We start from the raw sequence: 20,347 nt of genomic DNA on the forward strand, positions 1-20,347 counted from the left end.
CGGCGCAGCTTCGGCGCCGGCTGCGGCGGCCCAGCCTGCCGCCCAGCCGTCCGCGGCGACCGCGAACGGCCAACCGGCGCCTGCGGCTGCCGGAACGGCCGCGCCCGGCGAAGCCGACGCGGCTCTGCTGCGCAAAGTGCAGGCGCTGCTCGGCGAGCTTCGCTCCGCCGCCGCAGGCGGCACGGCCGCAGCGGGAAGTTCTCCCGCGTCGGCCGCGCAGGGCGCGCCGCAGCAGGCGCAGGCCGATGCGGCGGAGGGCGGCCCCTGGGTCGGCCGACTGCTCAAGATGCTCGGTGCGGAGCACGAGCATCAGGCCGCGCGTGCGACGCTGCTGAACGCGGCTCCGCCCGCGCCCGCCGCGCAGCCGGCTATCCAGACGCCGCCGGCCTCGGCCCAGGGCCAGACCGCGCCGCCGCCGGGAACACCGCCGGCCCAGACCCAGCCCCAACAGACGCCGCCGGTATCCGCGCAGGCGCAGACCGCCGCGGCTTCTGCCGCAGCCAGTACGGACACCCCAGGCAGCTTATCGGCTGCCGTCCGCACGGCGGCGGAACAGGCGCTGCGCGGTCTGCAGGGAGAACTCGGCCGTCCCGAGGGCGCCGCTTCGCCTTCCGAAGTTCGTTCCGCCCAAGCGGCCGGCACTCCGCAGTTGGCTGAAGTACGCGAGAATCTCAAGTCGCTGCTGCTTCAGCTGTCGGCTTCCGATTCGCTGCCGCCCGCGATCAAAGATGCGGCGCAGCAGGCCGTTCAGCAGATGACCGGTCAGCAGCTGCTGCTCAATACCGATCGAACCGCGCCTTTTGCCCAGGTGACGATGTTTCTGCCATTCGTCGGTCCCGACGGCAACCAGACCGCGTCGGTCCAGATCGAATCCAGGCGCGGAAGCAAAGGCGAGCTGGACGCTTCGAACTGCCGGCTGTGGTTCGACCTGGACATGAAGTCGCTCGGCCGTACGGTGATCGACGTGCAGGTCGTGGATCGCAAAGTCAGCCTGAATTTCCGCAACGACGAAGAATGGGCGCGCCCGCTGCTCGAAGCCGGCCAGCCGCAGATCGCTTCGGCGCTCGATGCCGCCGGCTATCAGCTTATGGCGCTGCGCACGGACGCGCTGCCCGAGCGAACCGCAGCCGCGGGCGAGACAGGCACGTCGCTCTCCTTCGTGCCGCAGGCCTATCGCGGAGTGGATGTGAAAATATGAAAGAGTCCAAACCGGAAGAAGCGGCGCGCAAACGCGCCGTCGCCCTGCGTTATTCGCCGGAGCAGATGTCCGCGCCGACCGTCGTGGCCAAAGGCAGCGGCAGCATCGCCGAAGCGATTCTCGCCCGCGCGCAGGAAGCCGGCGTTCCGATCCAGGAAGATGCGGCGCTGGTCGAAGTGCTGTCCAAGCTCGATCTCGACCAGCAGATTCCCGGCGAGCTGTACGGCCTCGTGGCCGAGCTGCTGTCCTTCGTGTATCGCAGCGACCGGGAAGCGGCCAGAAGAGCGGGCCGATGAACGGCGTACCGGAAGACCGGTCCGCCCCGCCGGCCGCGAAGTTCATCCGGCCGGCGAACGCCTCGTCCGTTTCGCCGACCCGGCAGGACAAAGGGCGGGCCGCCGAAGAAGCGGCCGTTCTGCATTTGCAGCGGCAAGGCTGGACGATCGCCGAGCGGAACTGGAGCTGCCGTTCCGGCGAACTGGATGTGATCGCCACCAAGGGGGCGGTTATCCTGTTCGTGGAAGTGCGCAGCCGGAGCGGCAGCGGATTCGGCCTGCCGGCCGAGTCGGTAGATGCGCGCAAAGTGCGCAAAGTACGGCAGACCGCCGAAGTATATTTGCATCGGTTCGGCTTGTCCGACCGCGAAATTCGCTTCGACGTGATCGCCGTCATGCTCGGCAGACGCCTTGAGATTCGCTCGCTGGACCACATCGAAGAAGCTTTTTAACGGCAGTCGACTGTTTTCGGCAGCGCGACAATTCGTCTTACGCCCGATATCGGACGAATCCAAATATGGAAAAGGGATTTACATTCTTTGAACGAAAAAAGGCTGCCCGGAGATTTCCGGGCAGCCTTTTTATTGCGTTGATCGCTGCAAGCAAAAGAGGGCGCAGCCTGCGCCATCAGAAGCTACGTCCGCTACAGCTCGGCCCCCCGCCGATCCATCTGCCGGTACTGAAGCGCTTCGGCGATATGCTCCGTGCGGATACCGGCGAAGCCTTCCAGATCGGCGATCGTCAGCGCAAGCTTCAGAATCCGGTCGCGCGAGCGCATGCTCAGTCCCAACGCGCCGATCGCGCTGTCCAGCAGCACGTTGGCTTCGCGCGGCAGAGCGGCGTATTTGCGCAGTGAAGCGCCGCTCAATTCGCTGTTCACCCGAAGACCGATTGAACGGTAGCGATTCCTTTGCCGCTCGGCGGCGTCCCGAACCTGATCGCGCAGCCGGTCGGACGAAGCGCCCGGCGTCGACAAACACCCCGGCGGAGGCTGCGGCACTTCGACCTGCATGTCGATCCGGTCGAGCAGCGGCCCGGAGATCCGGCTGCGATAGCGGGCGATCGCATGCGGCGAGCAGGTACAGGCCGATTGGCCGTCTTCGCCGCGGCCGCCGCCGCACGGGCACGGATTCATGGAGCAGGCGAGCATGAAATGCGCGGGAAACGTAAAAGCGGCACGTGCGCGGCTAATCGTGACCGTCCGGTCTTCGAGTGGCTGGCGCAGCACTTCGAGCGTCGCGCGGGAAAATTCCGGCAGCTCGTCGAGAAACAAAACGCCGCGATGGGCAAGGCTTACTTCGCCGGGACGGGGAATGGAACCGCCTCCGGCAAGCCCGGACGGAGAAATCGTATGATGCGGCGAGCGGAAAGGCCGCTGCGTCACCAGTCCCCGGCGAACGCTGTTCAGCCGTCCGGCCGCGCTCAAAATTTTGGTCGCCTCCAGCGCTTCGGCTTCGCTGAGCGGCGTCATGATGCCCGGCAGGCGTTTGATCAGCATCGTTTTGCCCGTACCCGGAGGACCGCACAGCAAAATATTGTGCATGCCCGCTGCCGCGATCGTCAGGGCGCGCTTGGCTTGTTCCTGGCCGAGCACGTCCGCGTAGTCGTCGGCGGGTCCACCGGGGTCTGCGGTCAGAAGAGAAGGCTGTGCGGCATGGCGCAGTCCTTCTGCGTCGAACGCATACTTCATTTCTTTGCCGGCGGCCAGCTCTTTGCGCTGCCGCTCGGGGACGAGCGCGCGCAAATGCGGCAGCGCATGCACCGCGAGTCCGCCGGCCAGCGCCGCTTCGTCCGCGTTGGCCGGCGGAACGAGAATGGCGTCGAAGCCCCGGCGCCGCGCGCAGTCGGCCATGGCGAGCACGCCGGGCACCGAGCGCAGCGTGCCGTCGAGCGACAATTCGCCGATAGCGACGAAGCGCCGCCCGGCCGGCAGTTCCAGCTGCCCGTCGCTGAGCAGGATGCCGAGCGCAATCGCGAGATCGAGCGACGAGCCTTCTTTGCGCAGATCGGCCGGAGCCAGATTGATCGTGACGCGGCGGTTCGGAAAGCGGAAACCGCAGTTTTTGAGCGCCGCTTTGACACGGTCCGTCGCTTCGCGAATCGCGGAATCGGGCAGGCCGATAATCGCCGTCTGCGGCAGGCCGTTCGTAATATCGACTTCCACTTCCACGATTACGCCGTCCACGCCGTACAGGCAGGCGCTGTAACTTTTTCCGTACATGGCAAAAACACCTCTTTTTTATCGGATGGCGGAATGTTCCCGCTGGCCTCGAAAAAGGGTGCTTCCTCTTTTTCCGATCGATTATGCAGCTTCTTTTATTGTAAACCGGCGGCCGAAGATGTCAATATGGAGCTTTTTTCGTACAATTCGCATCAAACATATTTACAACAATCAAATTTAATGCGATTATGTTTGTAAATCAATTTCGGACAGAACCGAAAAAGGAGAGGAGTGAGCACTATGGGCAAAGTCAACGAATATCCGCAGCTTCAACTGGACAACATGCTGTGCTTTTCGATTTATGCCAGCTCGCGCGAGATTACGAAAATGTATCAACCTTATCTGGAGACGCTCGGCGTCACCTATTCGCAGTATTTGGTGCTGATCGTATTGTGGGAGCAGGACGAACGCACGGTCAAGGAGCTGGGCGAAGAATTGTTCCTCGACTCCGGCACGCTGACTCCGCTGCTCAAGCGGTTGGAGAACGCAGGTTTCGTGTCACGCAACCGTTCGACCGAAGACGAGCGCAAAGTGTTTATTTCGCTGACCGACCAAGGCCGGGAACTGCGCGAAAAAGCGGCGCACATTCCGGAATGCATGTCGAGAGACCTGCATATGGACGTACCGGAATTCGTGGAACTGCTCGGCAGATTCCAGAATTTGCTGGCGCGGGCGCATGACGTAAACCGTTCTTCCTCGGGCAAATAAGCGGCAGTCAATCTGTTGAACGCCGGGTTAGAATCGATATTACCGGAGCCTTTTGGGCTCCGGTTTTTGGCATGTTGATTTTTGTCGAAAAAGACGGAATCCTTCAAATTTCAAGAAAGCGTTTCAATTTTTATCCGGAGTCGTGCTATAATGATTGAGGTTGTACTTTTTCTGCCTGGCAACCCGCCTGGTGCGAGCCAATTTGATAGGAGGATTCACAAATGAATATCCACGAATATCAAGGCAAAGAAGTTTTGCAGCAGTACGGAGTTTCCGTGCCCCGCGGCAAAGTAGCGTTCAGCGCGGCGGAAGCCGTGGACGCGGCCCGCGAGCTTGGGAGTCCAGTCGTCGTCGTAAAGGCGCAGATCCATGCGGGCGGACGAGGCAAGGCCGGAGGCGTCAAGATCGCCAAAAGTCTGGATGAAGTGCGGACCTACGCCGAAGAATTGATCGGCAAGGTACTCGTGACCCATCAGACAGGTCCGGAAGGCAAAGAAATCAAGCGTCTTCTTATCGAAGAAGGCTGCGACATCAAAAAAGAATATTATGTCGGCGTCGTCGTGGACCGGGGAACCGGAAGCGTCGTGCTGATGGCCTCGGAAGAGGGCGGTACGGAGATCGAAGAAGTGGCAGCCGCCACACCGGAGCGGATTTTCCGCGAAGTCGTCGATCCAGCCGTCGGTCTGCAGCCGTTCCAGGCACGCCGCCTGGCGTATGCGATCAACATTCCAAAAGAACTGGTGAACAAGGCAGCCAAGTTCATGATGGCGCTCTACACCGCTTTTGTGGACAAAGACTGTTCGATCGCCGAGATCAACCCTTTGGTCGTCACCGGCGACGGCGACGTTATGGCGCTGGACGCCAAGCTGAACTTCGATTCAAACTCGCTGTTCCGCCACAAGGACATTTTGGCGCTGCGCGATCTGGACGAAGAAGATGCGAAGGAAATCGCCGCTTCCAAGTTCGACCTGAGCTATATCGCCCTTGACGGCAATATCGGCTGTATGGTCAACGGAGCCGGACTGGCCATGGCCACGATGGATATTATCAAATACTACGGCGGCGAACCCGCCAACTTCCTGGACGTAGGGGGCGGTGCCACCAAGGAAAAGGTAACGGAAGCGTTCAAGATCATTTTGTCCGATCCGGAAGTCAAAGGGATCTTCATCAACATCTTCGGCGGCATCATGCGCTGCGACGTTATCGCGGACGGCGTAGTCGAAGCCGCGAAGCAGATCAAACTGGACAAACCGCTCGTTGTACGCCTTGAAGGCACCAACGTGGACCTCGGCAAGAAGATCCTGAACGAATCGGGACTCAATATCGTATCCGCGGACTCGATGGCCGACGGGGCACAGAAGATCGTAGAGTTGGTCTCTTAATCGGATTCAGCTTGGCTAACGGCAGAACGGCCAACGAATGCGGTGTGCGTACGCGGCCGGTTCTGGTTCGATGCGCAGAACCGGCCGGATCGCCGCGGCGTCAGTTTCGCAAACCGACTTTAAACGGAGGATGTGGATCGGCATGAGTATTCTGGTGGACAAACATACAAAAGTGATTACGCAGGGCATTACGGGCGAGACAGGGCTTTTCCATACGAAAGGCGCTTTGGAATACGGAACGCAGATGGTTGGGGGCGTAACTCCCGGCAAAGGCGGCACCGAAGTTGAAATTCAGCTCGAAAACGGCAGCGCCGTCAAACTTCCGGTTTTCAATACGGTAAACGACGCGGTCAAAGCGACCGGCGCAACCGCAAGCGTCATCTATGTGCCGCCGGCTTTTGCCGCGGACTCGATCCTGGAAGCGGTAGACGCGGAGCTTGACCTCGTCATCTGCATCACGGAAGGCATTCCGGTGCTGGACATGGTCAAAGTCAAGCGCTACATGGAAGGCAAAAAGACGATTCTGATCGGACCTAACTGTCCGGGCGTCATTACGCCTGACGCTTGCAAAATCGGCATCATGCCGGGCTATATCCACAAAGCCGGCAAAGTCGGCGTCGTGTCCCGCAGCGGAACGCTGACGTACGAAGCCGTGCACCAGCTGACGACGCGCGGCATCGGCCAGTCGACTGCGGTCGGTATCGGCGGAGACCCGGTCAAAGGTTCGGAGTTCATCGACATCCTGAAGATGTTCAACGAAGACGAAGGCACGCAGGCCGTCGTCATGATCGGCGAAATCGGCGGCACGGCCGAAGAAGAAGCGGCCGAGTGGGTCAAAGCCAACATGACGAAGCCGGTCGTCGGCTTTATCGGCGGCGCTACGGCGCCTGAAGGCAAACGCATGGGCCATGCCGGCGCGATCATCTCGGGCGGCAAAGGCACGGCAGCCGAAAAAATCGCCAAGTTGGAAGAGTGCGGCATTCGCGTTGCTCCGACTCCGGCGGAAATGGGCGCTACGCTCGTCGCGGTGCTCGAAGAGCGCGGCGTGCTGGAGACGTTCACGGTGGGTTGATTTCCGGTTTCTTTTCTGGCACAATAACGAAAAGAAACTTAATCGGATAAGCAAAAACCGACGAGGCAGGCAGCCTTTCTTTCCCTATGGGAAGAAAGGCTGCCTTTTCGCGTTTGCCGCTTGTCCGCAAAAAGGAGCGGGTAATCTCTATGACGCGAAAACGACTGCCTGAAGCCCTCTGGCTGCTGGCGCTGCACGAAACGAAAGGCATCGGTTGGCACAGTTTGTACGGACTGATCAAGATCGTATCGGAGCGGCGCATTCCGTATTCACGGCTGTTTGAGCTGACCGAACAGGAGTGGACGGCTCTGGGCGCGGAACCGAAATCGGCCGCGGCATCAGCACGCCTGAATATCGCGCAGGCGTTCGACCGGGCGGAACAGCTGCGCAAGCTTGGCATCGAACCGATTTCTTTTTACGACGACGACTATCCTACTCTAATGAAGGAAACCGCCAAACCGCCCTGGCTGCTGTATACGATCGGACGCCGCGAGCTGCTGAACGAATTCGGCATCGCGATCGTCGGCACGAGAACGCCTACTTCCTACGGCCGCGTCGTCTGCGAACGGATCGCCGGAGCTCTGGCGGAACGGGGCGTATGCCTGGTGAGCGGCATGGCACGGGGCATCGACGGATACGCCCACCGGGAAGCGCTCAAGCGCGGCGGAGCTACGATCGCGGTGCTCGGAGCGGGGTTGGACGTGCCTTATCCTCCGGAGCACCGGCAGCTGCACCGGGAGATCGCCGAGCAGGGCTTGCTTGTGTCGGAGTTTCCTCCGGGCACACAGCCGGTGCCGGGCTTGTTCCCGCTGCGCAACCGGATCATCGCCGGTTTGTGTCGCGGCGTGCTGATCGTTGAAGCGGCGCAGCGAAGCGGTTCGCTGATCACGGCGGATTATGCGCTCGAAAGCAACCGCGACGTGTTCGCCGTGCCGGGGCCGGTCACTTCGCCGAAAAGCGCGGGAACGTTCGAACTGATCAAAAACGGGGCGAAGCCTTGCGCAGGCGCGGAAGATATTTTGGAAGCGTACGGCGATTGCTTCGCTCCCCTGCCCCAAAGCGCTGCAAAAAAAGAGGGACATGAAAAATTGACAAAAGAGGAGCGGAAGATATACGTTATATTGGAGCAAGGGGATGCAAGCATCGACGAGCTGCAGCGGAAGACCTCCTGGGAGTTTGGACTTTTACATTCCGTTCTGCTATCTTTAATCATAAAAAGCCAGGTGAAGTCGCTCTCCGGCGCCATTTACACGTGGATCGGATAAGCGATTCGTCGACCCCCACTTTCGATCCAGTTTCAGTCAAGGCACATAATCAACGATAGACGCGGTCCAGGGCAAGGGGTCCGTAAAGCCGCGCTCGCACAACCTGAGAGGAGGACGAACCTATGGCTGATGCGCTAGTCATCGTGGAATCGCCCGCAAAGGCGAAAACGATAGGCAAATACCTAGGCAGCAAATTTATCGTCAAAGCGTCCATGGGCCATATTCGGGATCTTCCGAAAAGCCAGATCGGCGTCGAAGTCGACAACGAATTCAATCCGAAATATATTACGATTCGCGGCAAAGGCTCGATCCTGAAAGAATTGAAAGACGCCAGCAAAAAAGTGAAAAAAGTGTACCTCGCGGCCGACCCCGATCGCGAAGGGGAAGCGATTGCGTGGCACTTGGCGCATGCGCTCAATATCGACAACGTGCAGGACTGCCGCGTCGTGTTCAACGAAATTACGAAACAGGCGGTCAAGGATGCGTTCAAGACGCCGCGTCCGATCAACATGGACCTGGTCAATGCCCAGCAGGCGCGCCGTATTCTCGATCGGCTGGTCGGCTACAAGATCAGTCCGCTGCTGTGGAAAAAAGTCAAAAAAGGACTGTCCGCCGGACGCGTACAATCCGTTGCCGTCAAGCTGATCATCGACCGCGAGAACGAAATTTCCGAGTTCCTGCCCGAAGAATACTGGAGCATTACGGCCCGCCTGGCCGTCAAAGGCAACGAATTCGAAGCCAAGTTCCACCAACTGAACGGCAGCAAAAAAGAGCTCGGCAGCGAGCAGGACGTTCAAGAAGTGCTGGCCGCTTTTGAAGGAAAAGATTTTGTCGTAAGCGAAGTGAAGGAAAGAGAACGCCAGCGTCATCCGTCTCCTCCGTTTACGACAAGCTCGCTGCAGCAGGAAGCCGCACGGAAGCTCAATTTCCGCGCAGCCAAAACGATGTCGGTCGCTCAGCAGCTGTACGAAGGCATCGATCTCGGCAAAGAAGGCACGGTCGGCTTGATCACGTATATGCGTACCGACTCGACCCGGGTAGCCGCCAGCGCCCAGGAAGAAGCCAAAGCTTTTATCGGCGAACGTTACGGCACCGAATTTTCGCCGGAGACGCCGCGCCAATATTCGAAAAAATCCGCGGGTTCGCAGGATGCCCACGAAGCGGTTCGCCCGACTTCGATGGAACGCGATCCGGAATCGGTCAAAGCGGTCATGAGCCGCGACCAGTTCCGTCTGTACAAGCTGGTCTGGGAACGTTTCGTTGCCAGCCAGATGTCTTCGGCCGTGCTCGATACGCTGTCCGTGGACATCGCGGCCGGCGACACCACTTTCCGGGCGGTCGGATCGAAAGTCCGGTTCCAGGGTTTCATGAAAGTGTACGTGGAAGGCAACGACGACGGAAGCGTGGAAGAAGACAAGTTCCTGCCGGCGCTCGTCAAGGGCGACAAGCTTGAACACAAAAATACCGAACCGAAGCAGCATTTCACGCAGCCGCCTCCGCGCTATACGGAAGCCCGTCTCGTGAAGACGCTCGAAGAACTCGGAATCGGACGCCCGAGTACGTACGCGCCGACATTGGAGACGATCCAAAAGCGCGGATACGTGGCGATCGAAGAGAAGAAGTTTATGCCGACCGAGCTCGGGGAATTGATCAACGAACAGATGGAACAGTTTTTCCCGGAAATTCTCGATGCCGAATTCACGGCGCACATGGAAGAAAGCCTCGACCATGTGGAAGAAGGCGAAGAACAGTGGGTCCGCGTGTTGAGAGAGTTTTACGACACGTTCGAGAAACGTCTCGAATTCGCGGAAGAAGAAATGAAAGAAATCGAAATCCAGGACGAAGTTTCGGACGAAGTGTGCGACAAATGCGGCAAGCCGATGGTGTACAAAATGGGCCGGTTCGGCAAATTCCTGGCTTGTTCCGGGTTTCCGGACTGCCGCAATACCCGTCCGATCGTCAAAAATATCGGCGTGACCTGTCCGAAATGCAAAGAAGGGCATGTCGTCGAGCGCCGCAGCAAAAAAGGGCGTATCTTCTACGGATGCGACCAGTATCCGGAATGCGACTTCGTATCGTGGGATCGTCCGTCGCCGAAGCCTTGTCCGGTATGCAGCTCGCTGATGGTCGAAAAACGCAGCAAACAAGGGACGAAGCTTCAATGCACGTCGTGCGATCATACAGAACTGCTTGAAGACAGCGAAGACGCAGCGGAAGTTTAATATAGGGGGAACATGAAGTGAGCAGCAATCAAAGAGTAACGGTAATCGGAGCGGGACTGGCGGGAAGCGAGGCGGCTTGGCAGATCGCCAGCCGCGGCGTTCCGGTCACGCTCTACGAGATGCGGCCGAAAGTCAAAACGCCGGCCCATCACACGTCGTATTTTGCGGAACTCGTATGCAGCAACTCGCTGCGCGCAAACGGCTTTACGGGAGCGGTCGGCGTGCTGAAGGAAGAAATGCGCCGGCTCGATTCGCTCGTAATCGGCAAAGCGGATGCCAGCGCCGTACCGGCGGGCGGAGCGCTTGCCGTCGACCGGGACCTGTTCTCGGGCGGCATCACGCAGGCGCTCAAAGAACATCCGCTCGTCGACGTGCGGGAAGAAGAAGTGACGGAGATTCCCGAAGACGGGATTACGATCATCGCCACGGGTCCGCTCACTTCTCCCGCGCTGTCCGAACAGATCAAAAGCTTCATGGGCGAAGAATATTTCTACTTCTACGATGCGGCGGCTCCGATCATCGAGAAAGATTCGATCGATATGGATAAAGTCTACCTCGCTTCCCGCTACGACAAGGGAGAAGCGGCGTACCTGAACTGCCCGATGACCGAAGAGGAATTCGATCGTTTCTACGAAGCGCTGATCGCGGCGGAAACGGCGGAACTCAAAGAGTTCGAAAAAGAAATTTATTTCGAAGGCTGCATGCCGATCGAAGTCATGATGCAAAGAGGCCGCCAGACCGCGCTGTTCGGTCCGATGAAGCCGGTCGGCCTGCCGGACCCGCGCACGGGCAAAAATCCGTTCGCCGTCGTGCAGCTGCGCCAGGACAACGCGGCCGGCACGCTGTACAATCTGGTCGGCTTCCAGACGCATCTGAAATGGGGCGAGCAGAAGCGGGTGTTCCAGATGATTCCGGGCCTCGAGAACGTCGATATCGTCCGCTACGGCGTCATGCACCGCAATACGTTCATCAATTCGCCTAAGCTGCTTGAGCCGACCTACCAGTGCAAAAACAAGTCGAACCTGTTCTTCGCCGGGCAGATGACCGGCGTGGAAGGGTATGTCGAATCGGCCGCATCGGGCCTGATCGCCGGTATCAACGCCGCGCATCTGGCGCTCGGACACGAACCGATCGTTTTCCCCGAAGCGACGACGCTCGGAGGCATGGCCCGTTATATCACGACGGCCGATCCGAACCATTTCCAGCCGATGAACGCCAACTTCGGCCTGCTGCCGAAACCGGAACAGAAGATCCGCAACAAAAAAGAAAAAAACGAAGCTCTGGCCATGCGCGCGTTGGATGCGTTGACGGCTTTCACGGCGGAACACGCGCTGAATCCCGTTCGCAGCTGACCGCCCTATCCGGAGAGGAGGATCATGATGGAAATTTCTTTTCACGCGACGACGATTTGCGCCGTGCGCAAAAACGGCAAGTCGGCCATAGCCGGCGACGGCCAGGTCACGATGGGACAGAACGTGATCATGAAGCAGCACGCGAAAAAGGTACGCCGGTTGTACCGCGGACAGGTTTTGGCCGGATTTGCCGGTTCTGTCGGCGACGCCATTACCCTGTTCGAGAAGTTCGAAGCCAAGCTTGAAGAACATCAGGGCAATCTCCAGCGCGCCGCGGTGGAGCTGGTGAAGGAATGGCGGACCGATCAGATGCTGCGCAAGCTGGAAGCGCTGATGATCGTCATGGACAAAGACGGCATGCTGCTGATTTCCGGCAACGGCGAAATCATCGAACCGGACGACGACATTATCGCGATCGGTTCGGGCGGCAATTTTGCTCTGTCGGCCGCGCGCGCACTCAAACGCCACGCAGAGCTCGAAGCGAAAGAGATCGCCGAAGCTTCGCTGCGGATTGCCGCTGAAATTTGCGTTTATACGAACGACAACATTATCGTCGAAGAACTTTAACGCCAATTACGGGCCGTGGGTCGTGCGCGAACGGCGAACACGCCTTAAAAGTGGAGGGTATGGCCATGAAAAACGAAGCCCTGACACCGCGGGAAATCGTAGCGGAGCTGGACAAGTATATCGTAGGACAGAAGAAGGCCAAGCGTTCGGTAGCCGTTGCCCTGCGCAATCGGTATCGCCGCAGCCTGCTTCCCGAAGAAACGCGCGACGAAGTCGTGCCGAAAAACATCCTGATGATCGGACCGACCGGCGTCGGCAAGACGGAAATCGCGCGTCGGCTGGCCAAATTGGTCGGCGCGCCGTTCATCAAGGTGGAAGCGACCAAGTTTACCGAAGTCGGTTACGTCGGCCGCGACGTCGAAGCGATGATCCGCGATCTGGTGGACACCTCGATTCGCATGGTCAAAGCCGAACGGACCGAAAAGGTCAAAGACCGCGCGGAAGAAATGGCAAATGAGCGGATCGTCGAAATTTTGGAGCCGGCTTCCAAGTCGTCGACTTCGCAGCGCAATCCGTTCGAAATGCTGTTCGGCGGCGCACAGGGCAAGACGCCCGAGCCGGAACCGGAAAAAACGCGCTACGAAGAAGGCAGCCTCAGCGAACGCCGCCGCAAAGTGCGGTTCGATCTGCTGGCCGGCAAGCTCGAAGAGCAGGTGATCGAAATCGACGTCGAAGACGCGATGCCGAACATGTTCGACATGCTCGCCGGGCAGGGCGGCAACGACCAGATGGGCATGAACATTCAGGAGATGCTCGGCAATTTCCTGCCCAAGCGGAGCAAGCGCCGCAAGCTGCCGATTCGCGAAGCGCGCAAAGCGTTGATCCAGGAAGAAGCGTCCAAGCTGATCGATATGGACGACGTGAACCAGGAAGCGGTGCGCCGCGCCGAACAGGCTGGCATCATCTTTATCGACGAAATCGACAAAGTGGCCGGTGCGGGCCGCGGTCACGGACCCGACGTCTCGCGCGAAGGCGTGCAGCGGGATATTCTTCCCATTGTCGAAGGATCGACGGTCGTCACGAAATACGGTCCGGTCAAAACCGATTATATTTTGTTTATCGCGGCCGGCGCTTTCCACGTGGCGAAGCCTTCGGATCTGATTCCCGAACTTCAGGGGCGTTTTCCGATCCGGGTCGAGCTGGAGAGCTTGACGCTGGAAGACTTTATCGCCATTTTGACCGAACCTCAAAACGCGCTCACCAAACAGTATGTGGACCTGCTGCGCACCGAAAACATCGATATCGGATTTTCCGAGGAAGCGATTCGCGAAATCGCGAGCATCGCCGCTTCGGTCAACCAGAATACCGAAAATATCGGAGCCCGTCGTCTGCATACCATTTTGGAAAAGCTGCTTGAAGATCTTTCCTTCGAAGCGCCGGAGCTGAATTTGGAACAAATGACGATTACCCCGGAATACGTACGTGAAAAACTTTCGGATATCGCCAAAGACCGCGACTTGAGCCAGTACATTCTCTAAAGGTTTCGACCTTACTTGATTCCATGGGGAATATGGAAAAATACGGAGAAAATCAGGACGCAAAAGCGATTTTCACCGTGTAAGCATATTCATTTTTTACGTCAAATTGATGAATGTAAGAAAGATATCCATATAAGAAAAAGCCCTGTCTTTCAACTGCGGAAAGATAGGGCTTTTTTCTCATTGTTTTATAGGCCCAACTCGAAGAAACTTAGATTAGATAATATGTAGGTTGCGGCGGAGCCTGTAGGACGGAATTTGCGAAAAAAGCTAGAGTTTATCGTGAAAATCAGGCGCAGCTCAAAAAAAAGAATAGTGCAGTCGAATTTAATTTTGTATAATTTATAAAGTGCACAAGCTTTATTAACTAAAGGAGTGGAATCGATGAACATTTTGAACGATACCGGCTTTACCCGCCTGCGCAGCGCAATCGATGCTTCAAACACGAGACAGCAGGTCATTTCCAACAACGTGGCGAATGCGGACACGCCGTATTTCAAACGTTCCGAGGTCTCTTTCGAGAGCCTGCTTCAGTCGGAAATGAACGGTGTAAGTTCGATTAAGGGCCGGATGACGAACGCTCGTCATATCGAAATCGGTTCTGCCGGTTCCATTCCGACCGCACGCATTACAAGCGACAAGAGCACGGCCATGAACAACAACAAAAACAATGTCGATATCGACACCGAGATGACGAGCCTGGCCGAAAATCAGCTGCGCTATAACACGTACATCGAAGAGGTCAATCACCAGATCAAAATGATGCGCACAGCGCTGGGAGGCAATGGATAACGATGAGAATCAGCAGCGGATTTGACGTTAGCGCTTCGGCCCTTACGGCCCAACGGCTTCGCATGGACGTCATCTCGTCCAATATTGCGAACGCCGATACGACAAGAGCCCAGGTCGTCGACGGCCAGGCTCAAGCTTATCGCCGCAAAGTGACGGTGCTTTCCGAAAATAACCAGACCCCGTTTTCCCAGACCCTTAACGCGGCGATGAAGGGCAAAAGCTCGGCAAGCGGCGTCAAAGTCACGGGAATCCAGGAAGATCAAGAGCCGTTCAAACTGGTCTACAACCCGACTCACCCGGACGCGAACGGCGACGGCTACGTCCAGATGCCGAACGTCGACATCGCGAAAGAAATGGTGGACATGATCTCGGCGACGCGCTCCTACGAAGCCAACGTCACGGCGTTGAACGCAACGAAGTCGATGCTGATGAAGGCGATGCAAATCGGCAAGTAATTCCGGTTAGCGCTTGAACAGACACCACAGACAAATCACGGACGCTTAAGCGGACCGATCGGAAAGGGAGATTGCGATGATTCAAAACCATATGTTCAACCCGGTTCAAATGGCGAACCGTGCCGTGTCTAACCTTCAGGACAAGACGGCCGAGGCTACCCCGCAAGAAACGATGCAAAACTTCGGCAATTATCTGCAGGACGCTCTGCAAGGAGTATCCAATATGGAGAAAACGGCAGATGAGACCGGGAAGCAATTCATGCTTGGACAAGCGAGTGTGGACCAAGTGATGATTACGGGCGAACAAGCCCTTCTTGGACTTCAGATGACTTCGCAAGTGCGCAACAAAGTAATCGAAGCTTACCAGGAAATCATGCGGACACAACTGTAAAAAAAAGCGAGCCAAGTATAATGCTGCGTAGTGGGGTGAAAATGTGAATGAAAGATTGACCCGAATCAGGGATTCGATTTTGGGTTATTGGAATCGGCTTAGCAAAACCCAAAAGGCGCTGTTGGTCTCGACCGTTGCCATCACGCTGCTGACGATCGTGATTCTGACCATGCAGTTTTCCAAGACGGAATACGAAGTTGCTTTTCAGGACATGAACGGCGAAGACGCGGCTGCGGCCATGACGTATCTGGATTCCGCCGCCATTCCGTATAAATTGAGCGCAGACGGCAAGAGTTTGTCGGTACCGAGTACCAATGCCGCGAGAGTCAGAGTGGACGTGGCTTCGCAGGGCATTATTCAGAACGGCTCGATCGGCTTCAACAAAATGTTCGGCACGACGACTTCCGCGCTCGGCATGACCGAGAACGAGTTTAACGTAAAGTACAAAAGCGCATTGAACGGCGAAATCGAATCGATGCTCAAAATGATGAGCGGGGTCGAGACGGCGCGGGTACTTATTAACCTGCCCGAAGAAAGCCTTTTTGCCAGCAGCGAGAATCAAGATCAAGCTTCGGCTTCCGTGGTAATGACTTTCAAGCCCGGTTTCCGGCCGAGCCAGGAAGTGATTGACGGCTACTTCAATCTCGTCAAGACTTCGGTTCCGAATTTGCCGATCGACAATATCACGATTACGAGCGACAATGCCGAACTTTACGCTTCCAACGCGGGCAACGGTTTTGGAGCCGGTTCCGCAGGGGCGATACAGGATAACCTGGCGATTCAGCGCAAGTATGAGAGCGATATCGAGAAAAGCGTGAAGATGTTCCTGGGGAGTATGGTAGGAGCGGATCGGGTCAATGTACTCGTCGCTTCGAAGTTGAACTTCGATCAGGTGAACGCGACGGAAAACAGATACGAACCGGTCGACGTGGAAAATATGCGGGGCATCGAAATCAGCGTGCAGGACGTTCAGGAGAGTTATACCGGAGCGGGAGCCGCGGACGGCGGCGTAGCCGGAACCGGAACCGAAGCCGTGCCGACGTATCCGGGCGATACAAGCGCCGGACAATCGACGTCCGAAAGCTCCAACAAAATCGTGAATTACCAAGTTAACCAAATCACGAAAGAAATTGTGCAGAGCCCGTATGTCGTTAAGGATTTAACCATCAATGTATCGATTGAACCTCCTGCCGGTTCCACAACGCTTGAAACCGGAATCGAAGGGAATATCACGAGCATTCTCGTCAATATTATCGGAGCTTCGCTTGCCGACTCCGGAACGACTTACGACGACGCGCAGCTGCAACAAAAAGTCGCTGTGTTTGCTTCGCTGCCTTCGGCGGAAACGGCAGCGGCCGATACCGGCATCTCCAGAACGCTTCTGTGGAGCATCATCGGCGGATTGGCTTTACTGCTTGCCGCAGCCGTTTTCCTGGTACTGCGTCGCAGAAGAAAAAATCGCGAAGAAGAACTGCTCGAAGAAATGGCGCTTCCGACGCCGGCCGAAATGCCGTCCATCAGTTTTGAAACGGTTAACGGAGAAAGCCAGACGCGCAAGCAGCTCGAATCGCTCGCCAAAAAGAAACCGGACGAATTTGTCAATCTGCTGCGCACATGGCTAGCCGATGAATAGGAGTGAATAAGTGTGGCCAAAGCAAGCGCGCAAACGTTGAGCGGAAGACAGAAAGCTGCCATTCTGCTCATCTCTCTCGGGCCGGAAGTTTCGGCTCAGATCTTCAAGCATCTGCGCGATGAAGAAATCGAGCAGCTGACGCTCGAAATCGCCAACGTGCGAAAAGTGGACAGCTCGGAAAAAGATTCGGTACTTGCCGAGTTCCACCAAATTTGCCTGGCCCAGGAATACATTTCGCAGGGCGGCATCAACTACGCAAAAGAGATTCTTCAAAAAGCGCTCGGCGAACAGAAAGCGCTTGAAGTCATCAATCGACTGACGGCCACTTTGCAGGTCCGTCCTTTCGACTTTGCGCGCAAAGCCGATCCGAGCCAGATTTTGAACTTTATCCAAAACGAAAATCCACAGACGATCGCGCTTGTGCTCTCGTATCTGCAGTTCGAGCAGGCGTCTGTGATCTTGTCTTCGCTGCCTCAGGAGAAACAAGCCGAAGTCGCGCGGCGGATCGCCATGATGGACAGCACTTCGCCGGAAGTTATCGCCCAGGTAGAACGCATACTGGAACAAAAGCTGTCTTCGACGGTTACGCAGGATTTTGCGACGGCAGGCGGTATCGAATCGATCGTTTCGATTTTGAACGGCGTCGACCGAGGAACGGAACGGACGATTCTCGACTCGCTCGAAATCCAGGATCCGGAACTGGCGGAAGAAATCAAGAAAAGAATGTTCGTGTTCGAAGATATTGTCAATATCGACGATCGTTCCATTCAGCGGATTATCCGCGATGTCGAAAATGCCGATCTTCAGCTCGCGCTCAAGGTCGCCAGCGAAGAAGTTCGCGAAGTCGTATTCAAAAACATGTCCAAACGGATGGCGGATACGTTCCGGGAAGAAATGGAATTCATGGGGCCTGTACGGCTTCGTGACGTGGAAGAAGCCCAGACTCGTATCGTAACGATTATCCGTAAGCTGGAAGAAGCGGGCGAGATCATCATCGCACGCGGCGGAGGAGATGATATCATTGTCTAACCTCATTAAATCTTCGCAGTACGTGCCAAAAGAAGACTTTGTCAAGCTTGATCTGCATCGGCATTATGCCTCCAAGCAGGAAATCGACGGCCATGAGGACGAACCGAGGCTTCCGCTTGCGGATCAGCAGACGGTTGTCCTCAAAGACGAAATGATTCAGGATGCGAAAGAATTCGCGGAATTCCAAATTCGGGAATCCGCCGAACAAGCCGAACGAATGCTTGCCGAAGCGCAGCAGCAGATTGATCTCTGGTGGCAGGAAAAACGCGAGCAGGACGAGCATTTGGTGGAAGCGGTCAAATCGCAGGGGTTCCGCGAAGGTTATGAGGAAGGCAGAGCACAGGCGGAAGCGGAGCTTGCCGTTCAAATCCGCGAAGCGGCCGAAGAAGTGCAGGCGTTGATCGAGGAAGCGGTTCGGACCAAAGAAGAAATCATTCAGGAAGCCGAACCTTTTCTCGTCAGTCTGAGTTCGGCGATTGCCGAAAAAATTATCGATCGCAAGCTGGAGCAGGACGAAGCTTTGACCATTTCGCTGATCCGCCAGACGCTTTCGCGCAAAAGGGAGCAGGGCACCATTACGCTTTGTGTGGCGCCGTCGCAGTTTTCCCTGATCAACTCCGCGCGTGAAGAGCTTGCTATGTCGATTGATTCGCAGGCCGAGCTGCAAATTTTGCCCGATTCGACCGTCAAAGACCGCGGCTGCGTGATTCGATCGAACTTCGGAAGCGTCGATGCCAGAATTGATACCCAACTGACCGAAATCAAACGCGAATTGCTGAGAATGGCGCTGCACGAAGAAGCTTCCGGTTCCTGATTGGCGGGCTGGACCTCCTAGTCGGACATAATCCTATAGGAACTCAGGTAACTTGCCGGGTTTTTTTAAAATGCGGAAATAGCACTTTTTAGCCTTAGAGGTTTTTTCGGAACGATGTACAATGATAAGTGTAAAGCGAACGACGGCGCGGAGGTGAAGGGATGAAAGAAATTCTGGTCGACAAGTATTTGGAACAGCTCAGGCAGCTGGATCCAATCCGGGTAAACGGCAAGGTGACGCAGGTTATCGGCTTGATGGTCGAATCGGAAGGTCCCGACGCGAGCATCGGCGAGGTTTGCTACATTTATCCGACCAAAACGTCGACTCCGCTCCAGGCCGAAGTCGTCGGATTCCGGGATAACAAAGTGCTGCTGATGCCGCTCGGCGAACTGCAGTCGATCGGCCCGGGATGCGACGTGGTCGGCACGGGCAAGCCGCTGACCGTACAGGTCGGTTCGGAACTGCTGGGCAAAGTGCTCGACGGTCTGGGAAGGCCGCTGGACGGCTCGCTGCTTCCGGCACGCATGGCCCACGCTTCGACGTTCAACGTGCCGAGCAATCCGCTGCAGCGTCCGAGAGTGCACGAGCCGATCAACGTCGGCGTTCGAGCCATCGACGGGCTGCTGACCATCGGCAAGGGACAGCGGGTCGGCATCTTCGCCGGCTCGGGCGTCGGCAAAAGCACGCTGATGGGCATGATCGCCCGAAACACTTCGGCGGACATCAACGTGATCGCGCTGGTCGGCGAACGGGGCCGCGAAGTATTGGACTTCATTGAACGCGACCTGGGGCCGGAAGGCCTGGCACGCTCCGTCGTCATCGTCGCAACGTCGGATCAACCGGCGCTGGTACGCATCAAGGCGGCTTTGATCGCGACTAGCATTGCCGAGTATTACCGGGACCGCGGCATGAACGTCATGATGATGATGGACTCGGTTACGCGGTTTGCGATGGCTCAGCGCGAAGTCGGGCTGGCTGTCGGCGAACCGCCGGCGATGCGGGGTTACACCCCTTCGGTATTCGCGACGCTGCCCAAACTGCTCGAGCGGGCGGGAACGGGGCCGACCGGATCGATCACCGCGTTCTACACCGTGTTGGTAGACGGCGACGATATGAACGAACCGATTGCCGATGCGGTGCGCGGGATTCTGGACGGACACATCGTGTTGAATCGGGGCATCGCCAACCGGGGACACTTTCCGGCCATCGACGTGCTGGCCAGCATCAGCCGGGTCATGAAAGACATCTCGCCGGAAATTCAAACGGACGCGGCCAACAACTTGAAACGGCTGCTCTCGGTCTACAAAGAGTCGGAAGACTTGATCAACATCGGCGCTTACCAAAGAGGGTCCAGTGCCGAGATCGACGAAGCGATCGAGAACATTCAACGCATCTGGGATTTTACGAAACAAAAAGTGGACGAAAAAACAACGCTGGACGAAACGATCGAACGTTTAATCCAAGAATTCTCAAGGAGCTGACCTTAAGAAATG

18 protein-coding genes and 1 pseudogene are annotated in these 20,347 nt (G+C 57.0%); 18 read left to right on the top strand and 1 reads right to left on the bottom strand.

Going from position 1 to position 20,347, the window contains the following annotated elements; translation table 11 throughout:
- The 3 genes and pseudogenes from FTE24_RS00550 to FTE24_RS00560 form a co-directional block, all read left to right on the top strand.
- Positions 1–1,198: pseudogene (locus FTE24_RS00550) on the top strand (flagellar hook-length control protein FliK); the annotation flags it as partial.
- A complete protein-coding gene (locus FTE24_RS00555; RefSeq protein WP_141449375.1) occupies positions 1,195–1,494 on the top strand; it encodes an EscU/YscU/HrcU family type III secretion system export apparatus switch protein in 300 nt (99 codons plus the stop codon). The pseudogene FTE24_RS00550 and the gene FTE24_RS00555, both read left to right, overlap by 4 nt.
- On the top strand, positions 1,491–1,925 hold the full coding sequence (locus FTE24_RS00560) for a YraN family protein (RefSeq protein WP_150230896.1): 435 nt from the start codon (positions 1,491–1,493) through the stop codon (positions 1,923–1,925). The genes FTE24_RS00555 and FTE24_RS00560 overlap by 4 nt, the downstream gene beginning before the upstream one ends.
- A gap of 191 nt (positions 1,926–2,116) precedes the next feature.
- On the opposite strand, the gene FTE24_RS00565 is transcribed toward FTE24_RS00560, so the two are convergent.
- Complete coding sequence (locus FTE24_RS00565; protein WP_150230894.1) at positions 2,117–3,694, bottom strand: YifB family Mg chelatase-like AAA ATPase; 1,578 nt, start codon at positions 3,692–3,694, stop codon at positions 2,117–2,119.
- A gap of 240 nt (positions 3,695–3,934) precedes the next feature.
- Here FTE24_RS00565 and FTE24_RS00570 point away from each other — a divergent pair, with 240 nt between their 5' ends.
- From FTE24_RS00570 to fliI, 15 genes are all read left to right on the top strand, one after another.
- Entirely contained in the window at positions 3,935–4,402 is a 468-nt protein-coding gene (locus FTE24_RS00570; RefSeq protein WP_141449377.1) for a MarR family winged helix-turn-helix transcriptional regulator, read from the top strand.
- Between the two features lie 221 nt (positions 4,403–4,623).
- On the top strand, positions 4,624–5,784 hold the full coding sequence (gene sucC / locus FTE24_RS00575; RefSeq protein ID WP_141449378.1) for an ADP-forming succinate--CoA ligase subunit beta: 1,161 nt from the start codon (positions 4,624–4,626) through the stop codon (positions 5,782–5,784).
- A 142-nt stretch (positions 5,785–5,926) separates the two neighbouring features.
- Entirely contained in the window at positions 5,927–6,856 is a 930-nt protein-coding gene (gene sucD / locus FTE24_RS00580) for a succinate--CoA ligase subunit alpha (protein ID WP_150230892.1), read from the top strand.
- Positions 6,857–7,005: 149 nt separating this feature from the next.
- A complete protein-coding gene (gene dprA, locus FTE24_RS00585; protein ID WP_150230890.1) occupies positions 7,006–8,121 on the top strand; it encodes a DNA-processing protein DprA in 1,116 nt (371 codons plus the stop codon).
- Between the two features lie 122 nt (positions 8,122–8,243).
- Positions 8,244–10,343 carry a type I DNA topoisomerase gene (topA, locus tag FTE24_RS00590; protein ID WP_150230888.1) on the top strand — a complete coding sequence of 700 codons (2,100 nt, stop codon included), beginning with the start codon at positions 8,244–8,246 and terminating at the stop codon, positions 10,341–10,343.
- 17 nt (positions 10,344–10,360) lie between these two features.
- Positions 10,361–11,695 carry an FADH(2)-oxidizing methylenetetrahydrofolate--tRNA-(uracil(54)-C(5))-methyltransferase TrmFO gene (gene trmFO, locus FTE24_RS00595; RefSeq protein ID WP_150230886.1) on the top strand — a complete coding sequence of 445 codons (1,335 nt, stop codon included), beginning with the start codon at positions 10,361–10,363 and terminating at the stop codon, positions 11,693–11,695.
- A 27-nt stretch (positions 11,696–11,722) separates the two neighbouring features.
- Positions 11,723–12,262 (top strand): ATP-dependent protease subunit HslV, encoded by a 540-nt coding sequence (gene hslV, locus FTE24_RS00600; protein ID WP_141450548.1) that lies wholly within the window; start codon positions 11,723–11,725, stop codon positions 12,260–12,262.
- 65 nt (positions 12,263–12,327) lie between these two features.
- Positions 12,328–13,740 carry an ATP-dependent protease ATPase subunit HslU gene (gene hslU / locus FTE24_RS00605; protein WP_150230884.1) on the top strand — a complete coding sequence of 471 codons (1,413 nt, stop codon included), beginning with the start codon at positions 12,328–12,330 and terminating at the stop codon, positions 13,738–13,740.
- A gap of 384 nt (positions 13,741–14,124) precedes the next feature.
- Positions 14,125–14,532, top strand: coding sequence for a flagellar basal body rod protein FlgB (gene flgB, locus FTE24_RS00610; RefSeq protein ID WP_141449384.1), 408 nt, complete (start codon positions 14,125–14,127; stop codon positions 14,530–14,532).
- A gap of 2 nt (positions 14,533–14,534) precedes the next feature.
- Positions 14,535–14,987, top strand: a complete 453-nt coding sequence (gene flgC, locus FTE24_RS00615) for a flagellar basal body rod protein FlgC (RefSeq protein WP_141449385.1) — start codon at positions 14,535–14,537, stop codon at positions 14,985–14,987.
- Between the two features lie 76 nt (positions 14,988–15,063).
- A complete protein-coding gene (gene fliE, locus FTE24_RS00620; RefSeq protein WP_141449386.1) occupies positions 15,064–15,378 on the top strand; it encodes a flagellar hook-basal body complex protein FliE in 315 nt (104 codons plus the stop codon).
- 43 nt (positions 15,379–15,421) lie between these two features.
- A complete protein-coding gene (fliF, locus tag FTE24_RS00625; protein ID WP_150230881.1) occupies positions 15,422–17,011 on the top strand; it encodes a flagellar basal-body MS-ring/collar protein FliF in 1,590 nt (529 codons plus the stop codon).
- Between the two features lie 12 nt (positions 17,012–17,023).
- A complete protein-coding gene (gene fliG, locus FTE24_RS00630; protein WP_141449388.1) occupies positions 17,024–18,040 on the top strand; it encodes a flagellar motor switch protein FliG in 1,017 nt (338 codons plus the stop codon).
- On the top strand, positions 18,033–18,854 hold the full coding sequence (locus FTE24_RS00635; protein ID WP_150230880.1) for a FliH/SctL family protein: 822 nt from the start codon (positions 18,033–18,035) through the stop codon (positions 18,852–18,854). The genes fliG and FTE24_RS00635 overlap by 8 nt, the downstream gene beginning before the upstream one ends.
- A gap of 161 nt (positions 18,855–19,015) precedes the next feature.
- Positions 19,016–20,335 carry a flagellar protein export ATPase FliI gene (gene fliI / locus FTE24_RS00640; RefSeq protein WP_141449390.1) on the top strand — a complete coding sequence of 440 codons (1,320 nt, stop codon included), beginning with the start codon at positions 19,016–19,018 and terminating at the stop codon, positions 20,333–20,335.
- Positions 20,336–20,347: the final 12 nt, after the last annotated feature.

This window comes from Saccharibacillus sp. WB 17, from assembly GCF_008634075.2.
GTDB classification, from domain to species: domain Bacteria; phylum Bacillota; class Bacilli; order Paenibacillales; family Paenibacillaceae; genus Saccharibacillus; species Saccharibacillus brassicae.